17 protein-coding genes are annotated in these 15,216 nt (G+C 70.9%); 10 read left to right on the plus strand and 7 right to left on the minus strand.

All coding sequences use genetic code 11. The features are described from left to right. Positions 1-122: 122 nt before the first annotated feature. The 3 genes from ACFQVD_RS33280 to ACFQVD_RS33290 all read right to left on the minus strand — a co-directional run bounded on the left by ACFQVD_RS33280 (position 123) and on the right by ACFQVD_RS33290 (position 2,544). On the minus strand, positions 123-875 hold the full coding sequence (locus tag ACFQVD_RS33280) for a GntR family transcriptional regulator (RefSeq protein WP_343962275.1): 753 nt from the start codon (positions 873-875) through the stop codon (positions 123-125). A gap of 151 nt (positions 876-1,026) precedes the next feature. Beyond that, on the minus strand, positions 1,027-1,569 hold the full coding sequence (locus tag ACFQVD_RS33285; protein WP_343962277.1) for a VanZ family protein: 543 nt from the start codon (positions 1,567-1,569) through the stop codon (positions 1,027-1,029). Positions 1,570-1,785: 216 nt separating this feature from the next. Continuing rightward, complete coding sequence (locus tag ACFQVD_RS33290) at positions 1,786-2,544, minus strand: IclR family transcriptional regulator (protein WP_343962279.1); 759 nt, start codon at positions 2,542-2,544, stop codon at positions 1,786-1,788. A gap of 73 nt (positions 2,545-2,617) precedes the next feature. Here ACFQVD_RS33290 and ACFQVD_RS33295 point away from each other — a divergent pair, with 73 nt between their 5' ends. The 9 genes from ACFQVD_RS33295 to kynU all read left to right on the plus strand — a co-directional run bounded on the left by ACFQVD_RS33295 (position 2,618) and on the right by kynU (position 10,858). Beyond that, positions 2,618-4,072: a 2-hydroxymuconic semialdehyde dehydrogenase gene (locus ACFQVD_RS33295; RefSeq protein WP_364155471.1), complete on the plus strand. Its 1,455-nt coding sequence runs from the start codon at positions 2,618-2,620 to the stop codon at positions 4,070-4,072. Further along, positions 4,065-4,862, plus strand: coding sequence for a 2-keto-4-pentenoate hydratase (locus ACFQVD_RS33300; protein ID WP_343962285.1), 798 nt, complete (start codon positions 4,065-4,067; stop codon positions 4,860-4,862). The genes ACFQVD_RS33295 and ACFQVD_RS33300 overlap by 8 nt, the downstream gene beginning before the upstream one ends. Further along, positions 4,859-5,779: an acetaldehyde dehydrogenase (acetylating) gene (locus ACFQVD_RS33305; RefSeq protein ID WP_343962288.1), complete on the plus strand. Its 921-nt coding sequence runs from the start codon at positions 4,859-4,861 to the stop codon at positions 5,777-5,779. The genes ACFQVD_RS33300 and ACFQVD_RS33305 overlap by 4 nt, the downstream gene beginning before the upstream one ends. Next, entirely contained in the window at positions 5,776-6,789 is a 1,014-nt protein-coding gene (gene dmpG, locus ACFQVD_RS33310; RefSeq protein ID WP_343962290.1) for a 4-hydroxy-2-oxovalerate aldolase, read from the plus strand. Before ACFQVD_RS33305 ends, dmpG begins: the two co-directional genes overlap by 4 nt. Further along, entirely contained in the window at positions 6,786-7,559 is a 774-nt protein-coding gene (locus ACFQVD_RS33315) for a 2-keto-4-pentenoate hydratase (protein ID WP_343962293.1), read from the plus strand. The genes dmpG and ACFQVD_RS33315 overlap by 4 nt, the downstream gene beginning before the upstream one ends. Before the next feature lie 29 nt (positions 7,560-7,588). After that, the gene (locus ACFQVD_RS33320; RefSeq protein WP_343962296.1) at positions 7,589-8,011 is read left to right on the plus strand and encodes a RidA family protein; all 423 of its coding nucleotides are present in this window, start codon (positions 7,589-7,591) and stop codon (positions 8,009-8,011) included. Further along, entirely contained in the window at positions 8,008-8,523 is a 516-nt protein-coding gene (locus ACFQVD_RS33325) for a 3-hydroxyanthranilate 3,4-dioxygenase (RefSeq protein ID WP_343962298.1), read from the plus strand. Before ACFQVD_RS33320 ends, ACFQVD_RS33325 begins: the two co-directional genes overlap by 4 nt. A gap of 3 nt (positions 8,524-8,526) precedes the next feature. Continuing rightward, positions 8,527-9,498: an amidohydrolase family protein gene (locus ACFQVD_RS33330; protein WP_343962300.1), complete on the plus strand. Its 972-nt coding sequence runs from the start codon at positions 8,527-8,529 to the stop codon at positions 9,496-9,498. A gap of 127 nt (positions 9,499-9,625) precedes the next feature. Continuing rightward, complete coding sequence (gene kynU, locus ACFQVD_RS33335) at positions 9,626-10,858, plus strand: kynureninase (RefSeq protein ID WP_343962302.1); 1,233 nt, start codon at positions 9,626-9,628, stop codon at positions 10,856-10,858. Between the two features lie 21 nt (positions 10,859-10,879). Here the strand turns inward: kynU and ACFQVD_RS33340 are convergent, their stop codons facing one another. After that, complete coding sequence (locus ACFQVD_RS33340) at positions 10,880-11,251, minus strand: hypothetical protein (RefSeq protein ID WP_343962304.1); 372 nt, start codon at positions 11,249-11,251, stop codon at positions 10,880-10,882. A 19-nt stretch (positions 11,252-11,270) separates the two neighbouring features. Here ACFQVD_RS33340 and ACFQVD_RS33345 point away from each other — a divergent pair, with 19 nt between their 5' ends. Beyond that, positions 11,271-11,774, plus strand: coding sequence for a hypothetical protein (locus tag ACFQVD_RS33345; protein WP_343962308.1), 504 nt, complete (start codon positions 11,271-11,273; stop codon positions 11,772-11,774). Between the two features lie 117 nt (positions 11,775-11,891). Here the strand turns inward: ACFQVD_RS33345 and ACFQVD_RS33350 are convergent, their stop codons facing one another. The 3 genes from ACFQVD_RS33350 to ACFQVD_RS33360 are packed head-to-tail and all read right to left on the minus strand — an operon-like array spanning position 11,892 to position 15,183. After that, entirely contained in the window at positions 11,892-13,496 is a 1,605-nt protein-coding gene (locus ACFQVD_RS33350; protein WP_343962310.1) for a CocE/NonD family hydrolase, read from the minus strand. An 11-nt stretch (positions 13,497-13,507) separates the two neighbouring features. Further along, positions 13,508-13,957, minus strand: a complete 450-nt coding sequence (locus ACFQVD_RS33355) for a DUF3237 domain-containing protein (RefSeq protein ID WP_343962312.1) — start codon at positions 13,955-13,957, stop codon at positions 13,508-13,510. Then, positions 13,954-15,183: a flavin-dependent oxidoreductase gene (locus tag ACFQVD_RS33360; RefSeq protein ID WP_343962314.1), complete on the minus strand. Its 1,230-nt coding sequence runs from the start codon at positions 15,181-15,183 to the stop codon at positions 13,954-13,956. The genes ACFQVD_RS33355 and ACFQVD_RS33360 overlap by 4 nt, the downstream gene beginning before the upstream one ends. Positions 15,184-15,216: the final 33 nt, after the last annotated feature.

A 15,216-nucleotide genomic window follows, 5' to 3' on the forward strand; every position in this document is an offset into this window, starting at 1 on the left:
GCACCTTCCCCGCGCCCAGGCCCGTCTTTGCGACGTTCCACCTCCGACGGTGAGGCACTTCTCTAGAGAAATCAATGATCGTGAAGGACAGGTCAACCTATCGGTTGACGGACGGCCTTGAACTATGAGTCGAAGTCGTACTGAAGTACGTAAGAGGCGGCGTCGAGGACCATCTCGTTGACCTCGACGGCGACGCCGTCGGCGGTGCGGGCGACCCGGGCGATCACGATGACCGGGGTGCCGGCGGGCAGGTCGAGCTGGACGGTCTCGTGGGGATGGGGCATGCGGGCGCGGAGTTCCTCGGTGAAGTGCGCCGGGGCGTGGCCGAGCTCGCCGAGGCGCGCGTAGACGCCCCCCGGTCCGGTGTCCTCCCTTGTGATCGCGGTCCCCTCCACCAGTTCGGCGGGGAAGTGGGAGACCGACAGTTGCACCGGCCGCCCGTTCACCGAGTAGCGCCGCCTGCGGACCCAGACCTCGGAGCTGTCCAGCACCCGTGCCACAGGGTCCTCGGCCCGCTCCCGGTCGATGTCCACCTCGTCCACGGTGTAGGGGCGGCCCTCGGTGTCGGAGTCCCAGATGGCCGCGCCGCGCCCCCACCTGTCACGAGAGAGCCGTCGGGAGCCGTGTCGCCTGATCGGGCGGAACTGCCTGACATACACTCCCGAGCCGCGTTTTGGGATGGCCAGTCCTTCGTTGATTAACACGGAAAGGGCCTGTCTGGCGGTGGCGCGGGCTATGCCGTGCCGTGCCATCAGGGCGTTCTCGCCCGGAAGCCGATCCCCGTCTCGGAGATCGCCGGACAGGATCGCTTCGCGAAGCCCGTCGGCGATGCGCCGATAGATCGGGGGCTCGGGAGGTACCGGGGACTGCTGCACGTTCGATCACCCTCTGTCACCAACCGGGTTTGGCGTCTCCAGAGAACTTGCCCCGTCTTGTCCACGATCGCACAGATACAGGGGTTGGTAACCTGTTTCTTTTGGGAGGTATCGTGCCCGTGTGGCGAGCTTAAGGAGTTTCTCCGGTCCGTTACCGTGGAACGATCCCAGCCGCTATTCGGTCGGCCCACCACCGGCGCGTCGCGGTCGCGGCCAGTACGGCACCCGCTGTGTTGACGATCACGTCGTCGACGGAGCTCACCCGCCCCAGGTGCAGGACGTACTGGAGGATCTCCACGGTGAGTGAGGCGCCCGCCGCCACGGCCGCGATCCGGGCGAGCGAGGCGAGGCGCGGCGAGCGCACCGGGAGCATGCCGCCGAGCGCGGCGAAGACCAGAAGGTTCCCGCCGACCTGCACGAACGCCGCCTGCGCCGGCCCCTGGACGGTCGCCCACAGGTCCACGAGGGGGAGAAGGCTGACCTCCGAGTCGCCCGCCCGGGGCGTGAGGATCATCCAGATCCAGGGGGCGGTCCCGGTCACCGCGACCACGTCGGCCAGGGCGGTGCGGACGGGGAAGGGGTGACCTTTGCGGGCGCGGTGGCGGGCCAGCAGATGGACGGCGACCACGGCCACCGGGATCGCGACGAAGGTCGCTATAACGATATTTCCCCATAGCTGCCATGCCTGGTGCATGAGGCAATGATGCCGGTGCGCGAAGCCCGGCCGGCGGGGCTGTGAGGTTACGAGAAGGTGGCCTTCAGGCAAGGGGCGTCCGGGGGGCGCCGGGCCCGAGCGGACCGGTACGGCGCGGGAGCCGGCACCTCGGGCCGAACGGTGGCCGGAGTCGAGGCCCGGAGTGATGGCCGGAGTGGTGGCGGGACGAGGCGGGCGGTCGCGGCCGACCCGGGATCAGATGGTTCTGGCCAGGGCGCGGGAGATGCCCAGGGCGGCGGCCTTGACGGCGGGGGCCAGCCGGGTGGGCTGGAAGCGGGCCAGCGGGACCGAGATGGACAGCGCGGCCACGGCCACCCCGTCGCCGAACACCGGGGCCGCGATGCAGGCACCGCCCAACTGGGCCTCCTCCCGCTCGTAGGCCAGCCCCGCGGCCTGGATCTGGCCGAGCACCTCCTCCAGGTGCCGGGGGTCGACTATCGAGTGCGGGGTCAGCCGGCGGAGCGGCCGGCCGAGAACCTCGTCGATCAGGTCGGGTCCCGAGTAGGCCAGCAGGGCCTTGCCGATCCCGGTACAGGTCAGCGGGAGGCGCCCGCCGACGCGCGAGGGCAGCGCGAAGGCCGTCTGGCCACGGATCTTCTCGACGTAGACGACGTCGAGGCCGTCGCGCACGCCCAGGTGGACGGTCTCGTGGGTGGCCTCGTAGAGGTCGTGCATGAAGGGCAGCGCCGCGTGTCTCAGGTCGCGCTCTCCGGGCACGATGCTGCCGAGCTCGAAGAGGCGGCGGCCGAGATAGTAGCCGTCGGGGCGGCGGGTGACCGCGCCGATCGAGGTCAGCTCGGTGAGCAGCCGGAAGGCCGTGGTCTTGGGCAGATGGCAGCGCTCGGCGACGTCGGCCAGGCGTAACGGCCCGCCCGTGGGGCGGAACGCGTCAAGTACGAGCCAGGATTTCTCCAGCACGGACAGTCGGTCGGGGTTCCGTTTCACGGAACTCATTCTTGCTTATGAATCACCTGGGCCCTATACCCGTATGGAGTGACCCAGCGAAGTACATCCCCGAGGAGAAGTCTTGTCTGACCAGGTGAACCACTTCATCGGTGGGGTGCCGGTCGCCGAGGGCGCGACGTTCGCCACGTACGACCCGGTGACCGGGCTTGTGGTGCGTGAGGTCCGCGAGGCGGACCGGGCCGTCGTCGACAGAGCGGTGGCCGCCGCCCGCTCGGCCCTGCCCGCCTGGGCGGCGCTGCCGGTGGCCGAGCGGGCCGCCTGGATGCGTCGCCTCGCCGACGCGATCGAGGAACGGTTCGAGGATCTGGTGGCCGCGGAGATCGCGGACACCGGCAAGTCGGTCACCCAGACCCGGACCCTGGACATCCCGCGCGGCGCCGCCAACTTCAGGTCGTTCGCCGAGATCGCGGCCCAGCACCCGGAGAACGCGTTCCACCTGACGGACGTGCTGAGCTACACGGTGCGCAAACCCCTCGGGGTGGTCGCGGTGATCGTGCCGTGGAACCTGCCCTTCCTGCTGGCGACCTGGAAGCTCGGCCCCGCGCTCGTCGCGGGCAACACGGTGGTGGTCAAGCCCTCGGAGCACACCCCGGGCTCGGTCGCGGTGCTCGCGGAGATCGCCGCCTCGATCGGCCTTCCCCCCGGCGTCCTCAACGTCGTGCACGGCTTCGGCGGAGGCTCCACCGGCCAGTTCCTGGTGGAGCACCCGGGGGTGGACGCGGTCACCTTCACCGGCGAGAGCCGCACCGGCTCGACGATCATGAAAGCGGTGGCGGACCGGGTCAAGCCCGTCTCGTTCGAGCTGGGCGGCAAGAACGCGGGGCTGGTCTTCGCCGACGCGGACCTCGACGCGGCGGTCGAGGGGAGCGTGCGGTCGGTCTTCACCAACGGCGGCCAGGTCTGCCTGTGCACCGAGCGGCTGTACGTGGAACGGCCCGTCTTCGAGGAGTTCACCGCGCGGCTGGCCAAGCGCGCGGGGGAACTGCGGTTCGGCCGCCCCGCCGACCAGGACACCACGATGATGCCGATGATCTCCGCCGAGCACCGGGACAAGGTGCTCTCCTACTACGAGCTGGCCAGAGGTGAGGGCGCCGAGATCCGCGCCGGCGGTGGCGTGCCGCGTTTCGGCGACGACCGCGACGGCGGCTACTACGTCGAGCCGACGGTGCTGACCGGACTGCCGCACGACTCCAGGGTGAACCGGGAGGAGATCTTCGGCCCGGTCTGCCACGTCGCCCCGTTCGACACCGAGACCGAGGCGGTCGAGCTGGCCAACGACAGTGAGTACGGCCTGGCGGCGACGGTCTGGACCACCAACCTGAGCAGGGCCCACCGGGTGGCGCGGTCGCTGGAGGCCGGACTGGTCTGGGTCAACACCTGGTACCTGCGCGACCTGCGAACCCCCTTCGGAGGAGTGAAGCTGTCCGGCATCGGGCGCGAGGGCGGCACCCGCTCGCTGGACTTCTACTCCGAACCCACCACGATCACCATCAAGCTGGAGCCGGGAAATGACTGAGTGGAGCGAGGCCGTCGACGCGCAGACGGAGGCGGCCGACCGGTTGCTGGAGGCGGCACGGAGCGGCAAGCCGTGCCCCCCGGTACGTGAGACGTTGCCCGGCCGGAGCGCCGAGATCGGCTACGCCGTACAGGAGATCAACACCAGGCGGGCGCTGGCGGAGGGGCGGCGGCTGGTCGGCAGGAAGATCGGGCTGACCTCCCCCGCGGTCCAGCGCCAGCTCGGTGTGGACCGGCCGGACTTCGGGATGCTCTTCGCCGACATGGCCCACCTCGACGGCCTGCCCGTCCCGACCGACCGCTTCCTGCAGCCCAGGGCCGAGGCGGAGGTGGCACTGGTCCTCGGCGCCGACCTGGAGGGCGGCCCCTTCACGGTCGCCGACGTGATCCGGGCGGTCGACTTCGTGCTGCCCGCGATCGAGATCGTGGACAGCCGCGTCGCGGAGTGGGACATCACGCTCGTCGACACGGTCGCCGACAACGCCTCCAGCGGCGCGTTCGTGCTCGGCAACACCCCGGTCGAGCTGCGCGGCCTGGACCTGCGCCTGGCCGGGATGACCATGAGCAGGAACGGCCTGGAGGTCTCCACCGGCGCGGGCGCGGCCTGCCTCGGGCACCCGCTCAACGCCGCGGTCTGGCTGGCCGACGCGCTGGGCCGCACGGACTTCCCGCTGCGCGCGGGGGACGTCGTGCTCACCGGCGCGCTCGGCCCGATGGTCGGCGTCGAGTCCGGCGATGTCTTCGAAGCGCACATCGAGGGCCTCGGCTCGGTCAGGGCGGTGTTCTCATGAAGATAGCGATCATCGGTTCGGGGAACATCGGCACCGACCTGATGTTCAAGGCGCTGCTGTCGAAGAAGGTCGAGGTCTTCGCGATGGCGGGCATCGACCCGGACTCCGACGGCCTGGCCCGCGCCCGCCGCCGCGGGGTCGCCACCACCCACGAGGGCGTCGAGGGTCTGGTCGCGCTGCCCGGGTTCGCCGAGGTGGACGTCGTCCTCGACGCGACCTCGGCCGGCGCGCACCGGCACAACGACAAGGTGCTGCGGGCGCACGGCAAGCGGGTCATCGACCTGACCCCCGCGGCCCTCGGCCCCTACGTGGTGCCTCCGGTCAACCTGGAGGCCCACCTCACCGAGTCGAACCTCAACATGGTCACCTGCGGCGGGCAGGCCACGATCCCGATCGTCGCGGCGGTCGCCTCGCAGGTGCCCGTCCGGTACGCGGAGATCGTCGCCTCGATCGCCTCCCGGTCGGCGGGACCCGGCACCCGGGCCAACATCGACGAGTTCACCGAGACGACCTCCCGGGCGATCGAGCAGGTCGGCGGGGCGGCCAAGGGCAAGGCGATCATCGTCCTCAACCCGGCGGAGCCGCCGCTGATCATGCGTGACACGGTCTACTGCCTGGTGGACGAGTGCGACGAGCCGGCGGTGGTGGCGGCCGTGCGGGCCATGGTGGAGCGGGTCCGCGACTACGTGCCCGGCTACCGGCTCAAGCAGGACGTGCAGTTCGAGAAGGTCCCGGCCGGGGAGCCGCTCCCCGACGGCACCCGCGACGGCGGCGTCAAGGTGACCGTCTTCCTGGAGGTGGAGGGCGCCGCCCACTACCTGCCCGCCTACGCGGGCAACCTCGACATCATGACCTCCGCCGCGCTGCGTACCGCCGAGCGCCTGGCCGAGATGGACCGTACGGAGGTGACGGCGTGAGACTGTACGTTCAGGACGTGACGCTGCGGGACGGCATGCACGCCATCCGGCACCGCTACACCGTCGCCCAGGCCGCCGAGATCGCCGCGGCCCTCGACGCCGCCGGGGTGGCGGCGATCGAGATCGCGCACGGCGACGGCCTCTCCGGGGGCAGCTTCAACTACGGCGTGGGCGCGCACACCGACGACGAGTGGATCGAGGCGGTCGCCGGGGCCGTGAGCCGGGCGAGGCTGACCACCTTGCTGCTGCCCGGCATCGGCACCATCGGGGACCTCAAGCGCGCCCACGCGCTCGGCGTCACCTCGGTCAGGGTCGCCACCCACTGCACCGAGGCCGACATCTCCGCCCAGCACATCGCCACCGCGCGCGAACTCGGCATGGACGTGTCCGGATTTTTGATGATGTCGCATATGGCGGAGACCGAGGAGCTGGCCAGGCAGGCCAAGCTCATGGAGTCGTACGGGGCGCAGTGCGTCTACGTGACCGACTCCGGCGGCCGATTGACCATGGACGGGGTCAGGGAACGGATCCGGGCCTACCGCTCGGTGCTCGACGAGGGCACCGAGATCGGCATCCACGCCCACCACAACCTGGGCCTGGGCGTGGCCAACTCGGTGGTCGCGGTGGAGAACGGCACCTACCGGGTGGACGCCTCCCTCGCCGGGATGGGCGCCGGCGCGGGCAACTGCCCGATCGAGGTGTTCGTCGCGGTGGCCGACCTGATGGGCTGGGACCACGGCTGTGACCTGAACGCCCTGATGGACGCGGCCGACAACCTGGTCAGGCCGCTGCAGGACCGGCCGGTCCGGGTGGACCGGGAGACGCTGACGCTCGGCTACGCCGGCGTCTACTCCAGCTTCCTGCGGCACGCCGAGGCGGCCTCGGCGCGGTACGGGGTCGACACCCGGACCATCCTGACCGAGGTGGGACGCCGCCGGATGGTGGGCGGCCAGGAGGACATGATCGTGGACATCGCGCTGGACCTCGCACGTTCGGGAGAGCAGTCATGACCGACATCCACAAGCTCGCCGCGGTCCTGGACGAGGCCGTCCGCACCGGTCGCGCGGTGCCCAGGCCCGAGCAGGACTACGACGTGGCCGACGCCTACCGGGTGCAGGAGGAGCTGATCCGGCTCCGACTTTCGCGGGGGGACCGGCTGGCCGGGGTGAAGCTGGGCTTCACCAGCGAGGGCAAGCGCCGCCAGATGGGCGTGCACGACATCATCTTCGGCCGGGTGCCGGAGTCGTCGGCCATCGGTGACGGCTCGTACGCGGACCTGTCCGGCTACATCCATCCGAGGGTGGAGCCGGAGGTCGTCTACCTCATCGGGCGGCGCGTCGCGTCGCCGGCCGACGCGTTCGCACCGGACGCCATCGCGGCCGTCGCCCCCGGGATCGAGGTCATCGACTCGCGCTACGAGGACTTCAGGTTCTCGCTGCCCGACGTGATCGCCGACAACACCTCGGCCGCCGGGTACGCCGTCGGCCAGTGGCGGCCCTACGACCCGTCCCGGTGGAACCTGGGCGTCGTGCTGGAGATCGACGGACGCGTGGTGCAGGTCGGGTCGACCGGCGCCATCCTGGGCGACCCACGCCGGGCCCTGGCGGAGGCCGCACGCCTGGCGGAACGGATCGGGACGGTCCTGGAGCCGGGGTGGATCCTGCTCGCCGGCGCCGCCACGCCCGCCGAGCCGCTCGCGCCCGGCGCGCGGGTGCGGGCCGAGATCCAGCACCTGGGATCGGTGTCGTTCACCGCGTCCGTGCCCGGAGAGAAGTCCTGAACGCCGGCGACCGCAGGAGCGGAGAGAACATGAGCGACGCGCTCGTCGTCACCGGGAAGGCCACCCCCAGGGGAAGGTTTCCGCACGTCAAGCGGGCGGGTGACTTCCTGTACGTGTCCGGGACCAGCTCGCGCAGGCCGGACAACACGATCGTCGGCGCCGAGGCCGACGAGTTCGGCACGGTCACGCTCGACATCGCCGAGCAGACCCGGGCGGTGATAGAGAACATCAAGGACATCCTCCGGGCGGCCGGAGCCGACCTGCGCGATCTCGTGCAGGTCACCGCCTACCTGGTGAACATCAATGACTTCGGCGGGTACAACGCGGTCTACGCGGAGTACTTCGACGAGGCCGGTCCGACCCGCACTACAGTGGCCGTTCACCAGCTGCCGCACCCGCATCTGCTCATCGAAATCCAGGCCGTGGCCTACCGACCGGAGGGGCGCCCGTGATCCCACCCATCGACTTCACCAAGTGGATCGACGAGCACGCCCACCTGCTCAAGCCGCCGGTGGGCAACAAGATGGTCTTCGAGGGCGCCGGTGACTTCATCGTCATGGTCGTCGGCGGGCCGAACGCGCGGACCGATTTCCACATCGATCCGTACGAGGAGCTCTTCTACCAGATCCGCGGCAACATGCACGTCAACGTCATGACCCCCGAGGGACCGCAGACCGTGCACGTGCGCGAGGGGCAGATGTGGCTGCTCCCGGCGAACACGCCGCACTCGCCGCAGCGCCCCGAGGAGGGGTCCGTCGGCCTGGTGGTGGAGCGGATCAGGCCGGAGGGTGTGCTGGAGAGGTTCCTCTGGTACTGCCCGGAGTGCAGCGCCGTGGTCCACGAGGTGGAGCTTCAGGTCCGCGACATCGTGACCGACCTGCCGCCGATCTTCCAGGCGTTCTACGACGACGAGAAGGCGCGCACCTGCGGGAACTGCGGCGCCGTCCACCCCGGCAAGGGATAGCCGTTGATCATCGATGTGCACACGCACCACGTCCCCAAGGGCTGGCCGGATCTCGGCTGGCCGGGGGCGCCACGGCTCCGGGTCGACTCCGAGCGGGAGGCCGTGATCCTGCTCGGTGACCGGGAGTTCCGCCGGATCGCCGACGACTGCTGGAACCCCTCGGTCCGTCTGGAGCGGATGGACGCCGACGGGGTGGACGTCCAGGTCGTCTCGCCGACGCCGGTCTTCTTCTGCTACGAGCGCCCGGCGGCGGAGGCGGTACGGGTCGCGAAGATCTTCAACGACCTGGCGCTGGAGATCTGCGCCTCCGAACGGCTGGTGCCGTTCTGCCAGGTGCCGCTCCAGGACCCCGACCTGGCCTGTGCCGAGCTGGACCGGTGCATGGCCGCCGGGCACGCGGGCGTCGAGATCGGCAACCACGTCGGCGACCGTGACCTCGACGACGAGGGGGTCGTCCAGTTCCTCCAACACTGCGCCGCCGTGGGCGCCCCCGTCTTCGTGCACCCCTGGGACATGGCGGGCGGGCCCCGGCTGGAGCGCTGGATGGCGCAGTGGCTGGTCGGCATGCCCGCGGAGACACACCTGTCGGTGCTCGCCCTGATCCTGGGCGGGGTCCTCGATCGGGTGCCGGACACGTTGCGCCTCTGCTTCGCGCACGGCGGCGGCTCGTTCGCCTTCTGGCTCGGCCGGTTCGAGAACGCCTGGCACCGCCGGGGCGACCTCGTCGGGGTCTCCGAGTTCCCGCCGTCGCACTATCTCGACCGGTTCAGCGTGGACTCGGTGGTCTTCGACGAGCGGGCGCTGCGACTGCTGGTCGACACGATGGGAGAGGACCGGGTCATGCTCGGCTCCGACTTCCCCTATCCGCTGGGCGAGTCGCCGGTGGGCTCACTGATCCGCGGGGCGGGGTTCCTCTCCGCGGACGCCCGCGCCAAGCTGCTCGGCGGCAACGCCACCCGGTTCCTGGGCCGCTGACCCGGCGGCGAGCAGGGGAGCCAGGGTGCGGCGGCCCGCTCGGGGTCCCGCCGCACCCGGGGTGCCGGCCGATCCGCCGGTGACGGCATGATGGAAAGGTTGCCGGCACCTACCCCGGAGTTGACTCATGGCCATCAGCCGTGCGGAGTGCGTCGCGCTCGACGCCGCCGATCCCCTCAAGCAGATCAGGGACGAGTTCGTCCTGCCCGACGGGACGATCTACCTGGTCGGCAACTCGCTCGGCGCCCCGCCGAAGGCCGCCGCGGCAGCGGTCGCCAGGACCGTGGAGCAGGAGTGGGGCGGCCGGTTGGTCGGCGCCTGGAACGTCTCCGGCTGGTACGACCTGCCGCTGACCACCGGTGACAGGATCGCCCCGCTGATCGGCGTGGGCCCCGGCCAGGTGGCGGTGGGTGAGAGCACCTCGATCGCCATCGTGAAGGCCGTGTCCGCCGCCCTGGGCCTGCGGCCGGAGCGCCGGGTCGTCGTCTCGGACCTGGCCAACTTCCCCACCGACCGCTACATGGTCCAGGGGCTGGCGGAGGCGCTGGGCGGCTACGAGATCCGTGACGTCACCGGTGTCGACGACCTCTCCGGCGCTCTCTCCGAGGACGTCGCGTGCGTGCTGCTGTCGGAGGTGGACTACCGGACCGGCGCCCGGCACGACACGGCGGCGGTCACCGCGCTGGTCCAGGCGGCGGGCGCGCTGATGATCTGGGATCTGTGCCACAGCGCCGGCGCGTACCAGGTGGACGTCTCGGCGGCCGACCTGGCGGTCGGCTGCACCTACAAGTACCTGAACGGCGGTCCGGGGTCCCCGGCCTTCGTCTACGTCCACCCGGACCACCAGGCGGCGGGGCGGCACCTGCTGACCGGCTGGCACGGTCACGCGGAGCCGTTCGCGTTCGAGCCGGACTTCCGTCCCGCCGAGGGCATCCGGCGTTTCACGGTGAGCACCCCGCACGTGGTGTCCTACGCCCCGCTCAACGCCTCGCTCGACATCTGGGAGCACGTCGACCTGGCCGCCGTACGGGCCAAGAGCGTGGCACTGACCTCGCTCTTCATCGAGCTCGTCGAGGAGCTCTGCGCGCCGCACGGGCTGGGGCTCCTCTCGCCCAGGGACCCGGAGCGGCGGGGCAGCCAGGTCAGCTTCAGCCACCCGGACGGCTATCCGGTCATGCGCGCCCTGATCGACCGTGGCGTCCACGGTGACTTCCGCGCGCCCGATGTCCTCAGGTTCGGCTTCGCGCCGCTCTACATCCGCTTCGTGGACGTCTACGACGCGGCCGTGACCCTGGCCGAGGTGCTGGAGAAGGAGAGCTGGCGCGACGACCGCTACAGCCGGCGCCTCGCCGTCACCTGAGCATCCCCCGCCGGGGGACGCTCAGCGGTCGCTCAGCCTGCGTCCCCCGAACATCGGGTGCTTGGTCTCCCAGTACCTCCAGCCCTCCACCCGCGCGGGGATGTTGGCTATGCCGGCGGTGACCTTGCGTACCCGGCAGTTGTAGACCTGGCGCCACGCCGTGAAACTCACCCGGTATCCGAAGACGCGGTACCACAGGTTGCCGTACATGCCGTCGCTGATCTCCCGGGTGTACTCGTGTCCGGTCTCGACGATGTGCTCGTCCGCGAGCAGCGGGTTCACGTCGTTTCGCAGCTGGCGGATCAGTTTTCCCGTCTCGATCTCGCTGACCTTCTCCCTTTCTATTTCCATCTCGGCGTACACGCGGTGTTGCCGGACGACCGTCGCCGCCATCGTGCCGCCGGGTCCGTCGATGAACCGGGTACGGGGAACGAAGAAGTTCTTCGGCCTGAAGGAGTGGAATCTGAAGAAGGACCTCGGCCTGCACTTCCTGCGTGCCTGTTCCGCGAGCGAAGGGCGGGAGCCGGCGGAGTCGGCGGCGGAGGGGGGTTCGGTGCTGACCGAGGCGATGGGCGAGGTCGGGTCGGGTGGTGGCTCGACGAGCGCGGACGATCCGGTGGTCGAGGTGCTGGTCGAGCCGGTGGTCGAGCCGGTGGTCGAGGCGGCGGGCGAGGTCGGGGCGGGTGGCGGGACGTTGGACGCGGACGCGGACGCGGCCGCGGGTGTGGAGACGGTGACGGCGAGGGCCAGGGACAGGGACAGTACGGCCGTCCCTTTCATCGGCCGACGTCCCCTGTACCGGTTGGAGGGACTCGGGGTCCGGGAGTGGACATGGAGACCTCACTCCTTTCCACATGTGATCCACGACCGATTCGCCGGCCGGGCCGTCACCTGGCACGACCCGGCGGGACAGTGACGATGCTTACAGCCGAAATTCGCCGCCACGTGGTGCCACGCCGAACTCCACCCCACCGAACAGGGAAAGAGCGAGTCATGCCGCCCACCCCGTTTTCCGGCGTCTTCGTGACGGTCCTCAGCGGGGAACGATCGGCAGGGTGATGTGGGAGTCGGGGAAGACGGTCTGGCGCTGGACGACGAACTCGTCCGGCGTCGATTCCGCGGAGGTGCGGCCGTTGCCGGGGTTGAGGTCGAATCGCGGGAAGTTGGAGCTGGAGATCTCCACGCGGATGCGGTGCCCGGCCTTGAAGACCTGGCTGGTGGCCACCAGGCTGATCACGAACTCGGCGGGACTGTCCGGCTCGGTGCGGGCCCTGAGGATGCCGTCGATCACGCTCATCGCGCGGCCGTCGGGGTGGACGTCGACCAGCTTGGCCGTCCAGTCGGTGCTGACCGCCGAGGTCGCCGCCCGCAGCGTGACCTGGAGCGGTCCGGTCACCTCGATGTCCGATTCGAGGACGTCGGTGGTGAAGCAGAGCACGTCGTGCCGGAGTTCCACCTCGCGCTGGTCCTGCGGGCCGACATTGGTGGCGTCGGCGAGCAGCAGCGGACCTCCCACCGTGGGAACCGGGTCGCGGGGGTCGAACACGAACGTGGAGGGGGCGGTCCTCGCGGGGGTGTCGGTCGACAGGCTGCCGTCGGAGTGCAGGTGGTAGCGGGTGTGGACGGCGCGGGCCGGCGGCCAGGCCTCCTCGTCCCGCCACACGTTGTCACCCATCACGAAGATTCGCACGGCCGGACCCCGGTCCGCGCCGCGCAGGAACTCCAGCTGCCGGCTCTCCAGCCGGGCCGCCGCCGCCGAGGCGGCGAAGCCGAAGTCGAGGGCACCGGTGCCCGCCGTGCCGGGACCGTGTGACCAGGGCCCGATGACCAGCGGACCACCCAGGCGGCGGTGGTTCTCCAGGGTGCCGGCGAGGAACAGGTCGAACCAGCCGGCCGTGTGCATGACCGGCACCTCGATCCGGTCGTGCCGCAGCGTCTCGGCCAGGCCCTCCCAGTAGGCGTCCCGCCTCGGGTGCGAGGTCCACTCCTGCCACCACGGGATGGCCGGGATGTCACGGAGCGGGAGCGTCCGCGCGGCCCGCGCGGGATCGCCGATGACGGGCAGCAGCGCGCCGAACCCGGCACCCACGTCCTCGCCCGCCGCCGTCCGGTGCAGCAGGTCGAGCATCGACTGCATCGATCCCCAGTTCAGCGCCGACCCCAGGGCGAACGCCCCGCCGTGGTACTTCAGCCCGTCGTAGAAGTCGTGCGGCGTCATGGACGCGACCACGGCCTTGAGTCCCGGCGGGCGCGTCGCCGCGGCCTGGAGCGCGCATCCGGCGAGGTACGACATCCCGGACGCCACGACCTCGCCGTTCGACCACGGCTGGGCACAGATCCACTCGATGGTGTCGTAGCCGTCCGTTCCCTCGTCCAGCCAGGGCCGGAACGTGCCGTCACTGCTGCCGCGCCCCCGGCAGTGCTGGAGCACCACCGCGAACCCGGCCTCCAACGCGGGGATCGTCGGCGTCATCCGGAACGAGCCTTCGCCGTACGGGGAGCGGACCAGCATGGTCGGGAACGGTCCGCCCGAGGCGGGACGGTGGACGTCGCCGCGGAGGATCGTGCCGTCGCGCATGGGGACGGGGGTGTCGTGCTCGGCGGCGAGGGGCAGCGGTGCGCGGTTGAGTTTCGCCATCGGGAGGCTCCTCAGGTCAGGGTGTAGGCGTCGTAGCGGACGGCGTCGGCGGTGCGGGCCGCCGAGGCCACGGCCAGGGTGCGGTTGAGCCACAGGTAACGCTCGTCGCCGGTCTCGAAGCGGCAGAACAGCCGGAAGTAGTACTCACCGGGGTCGACGGGCTCGCCCAGAGACAGGCGTTCCAGGACGGAGGGAGGGCCGTGCCGCACCCCGCTGGTGGAGATGAACAGGTGCGCGCCGTCGTGGGTGCGCAGCGTGTAGCGAGTGTCGACGCTGGCCATGCCGTCGGCGTGCAGGACCTGCCAGTCGGCGCCGCCGGGCAGCACGGTTCCCGACAGGCGCGGCCCCTCGAACGATCCGCCCACGATGTTGATCACCCGGCGCCTGCCCCACGGGGAGTCGCCGAGGTCGATGATCGGGTCGAGTTCCACGTGGAACGCGGCGAGCGGTTCGAGGTTCACCGCGTCACGCTCCAGGACGGGCGCTCGTTCAGTGACACCGGGTCGAAGCCCGCCGTGCGCTTGTACGACGCGGCGATCTCGGCCCGCTCGGCGAGGGGGACGACCCGCTCGATGTCGTCGAAGCCGTCCGGGGCACGCTCGTGGGCGAGCTTCATCACCACCTCGGGGCCCATCCGCCGGTTGGACAGCTGCAGCGCGGTGGTCACCGGGCGGCGGGCCGTCTCGTAGGCGGCGAGGTCGCCGTGCGCGAGGGAGTGGGCGAGCACCCGGGCATCGATGATCGCCTGGGAGGCGCCGTTGGAGCCGATCGGGTACATGGCGTGGGCGGCGTCGCCCAGCAGGGTCACGTTGCCCGACGTCCAGTACGGCAGCGGGTCGCGGTCGACCATCGGGTACTCGTACGCCGCCTCGGCGCCGGAGATGATCCCGGGCACGTCCAGCCAGTCGAACCGCCAGTCCGCGAAGTGCTCGACGATCCTCCGCGGGTCCGCCGGGCGGTTCCAGTCGCCCCGGGCCGGGGCCTCGCCGTCCAGCGGGCGTTCGGCGATCCAGTTGATCAGTGTCCGCTCGCCCGTCTCGATCGGGTAGGCCACGAACTTCCGTGTGCCGTCCCCGGCCATGATCATGGACCGCCCGGTCAGGAACGGCTCGCCGTAGGTCGTGCCGCGCCACAGGACCAGCCCGTTCCAGGGCGGCGGTCCCTCGCCGGGGAACAGGTGCGCCCGGACCGCCGAGTGGATGCCGTCCGCTCCGACGAGCAGGTCGTCCGCCTCGATCCGCAGGTCGCCCGTCCCGATCCGCAGGCCGTCCGCGCCGGATCCAGGGCGCGGGCCGGTGGAGACGACGCGGCTGCCGGTCCGCACGGCCTGCGCGCCGAGGCGCTCGGTCACGGCCTCCAGCAGGAGCATCTGCAGGCGTCCGCGGTGGACCGAGTACTGCGGCCAGCCGTATCCCGCGCCCAGGCCCCTGGGCTCCGACCAGATCGGCCTGCCGTACCGGTTGAAGTAGGCCAGTTCCCCGGTGGCCACCCCGATCTCGGCCAGCCGCTCCGCGAGGCCGAGCTCGGTGAGCTCGCGCACGGCGTGCGGCAGCAGGTTGATGCCCACCCCCAGCGGGCGGATCTCCCCGGCGGCCTCGCACACGACCACGTCCTCGAAGCCGGCGGCGTGCAGGCTGAGCGCCGTCGCCAGCCCGCCGATGCCGCCTCCGGCGATGACCACCCGCACAGCTGCCTCCCGGGGATTGTTATGGCCGTAACA

Source organism: Streptosporangium amethystogenes subsp. fukuiense, assembly GCF_042665875.1.
GTDB lineage: Bacteria > Actinomycetota > Actinomycetes > Streptosporangiales > Streptosporangiaceae > Streptosporangium > Streptosporangium fukuiense.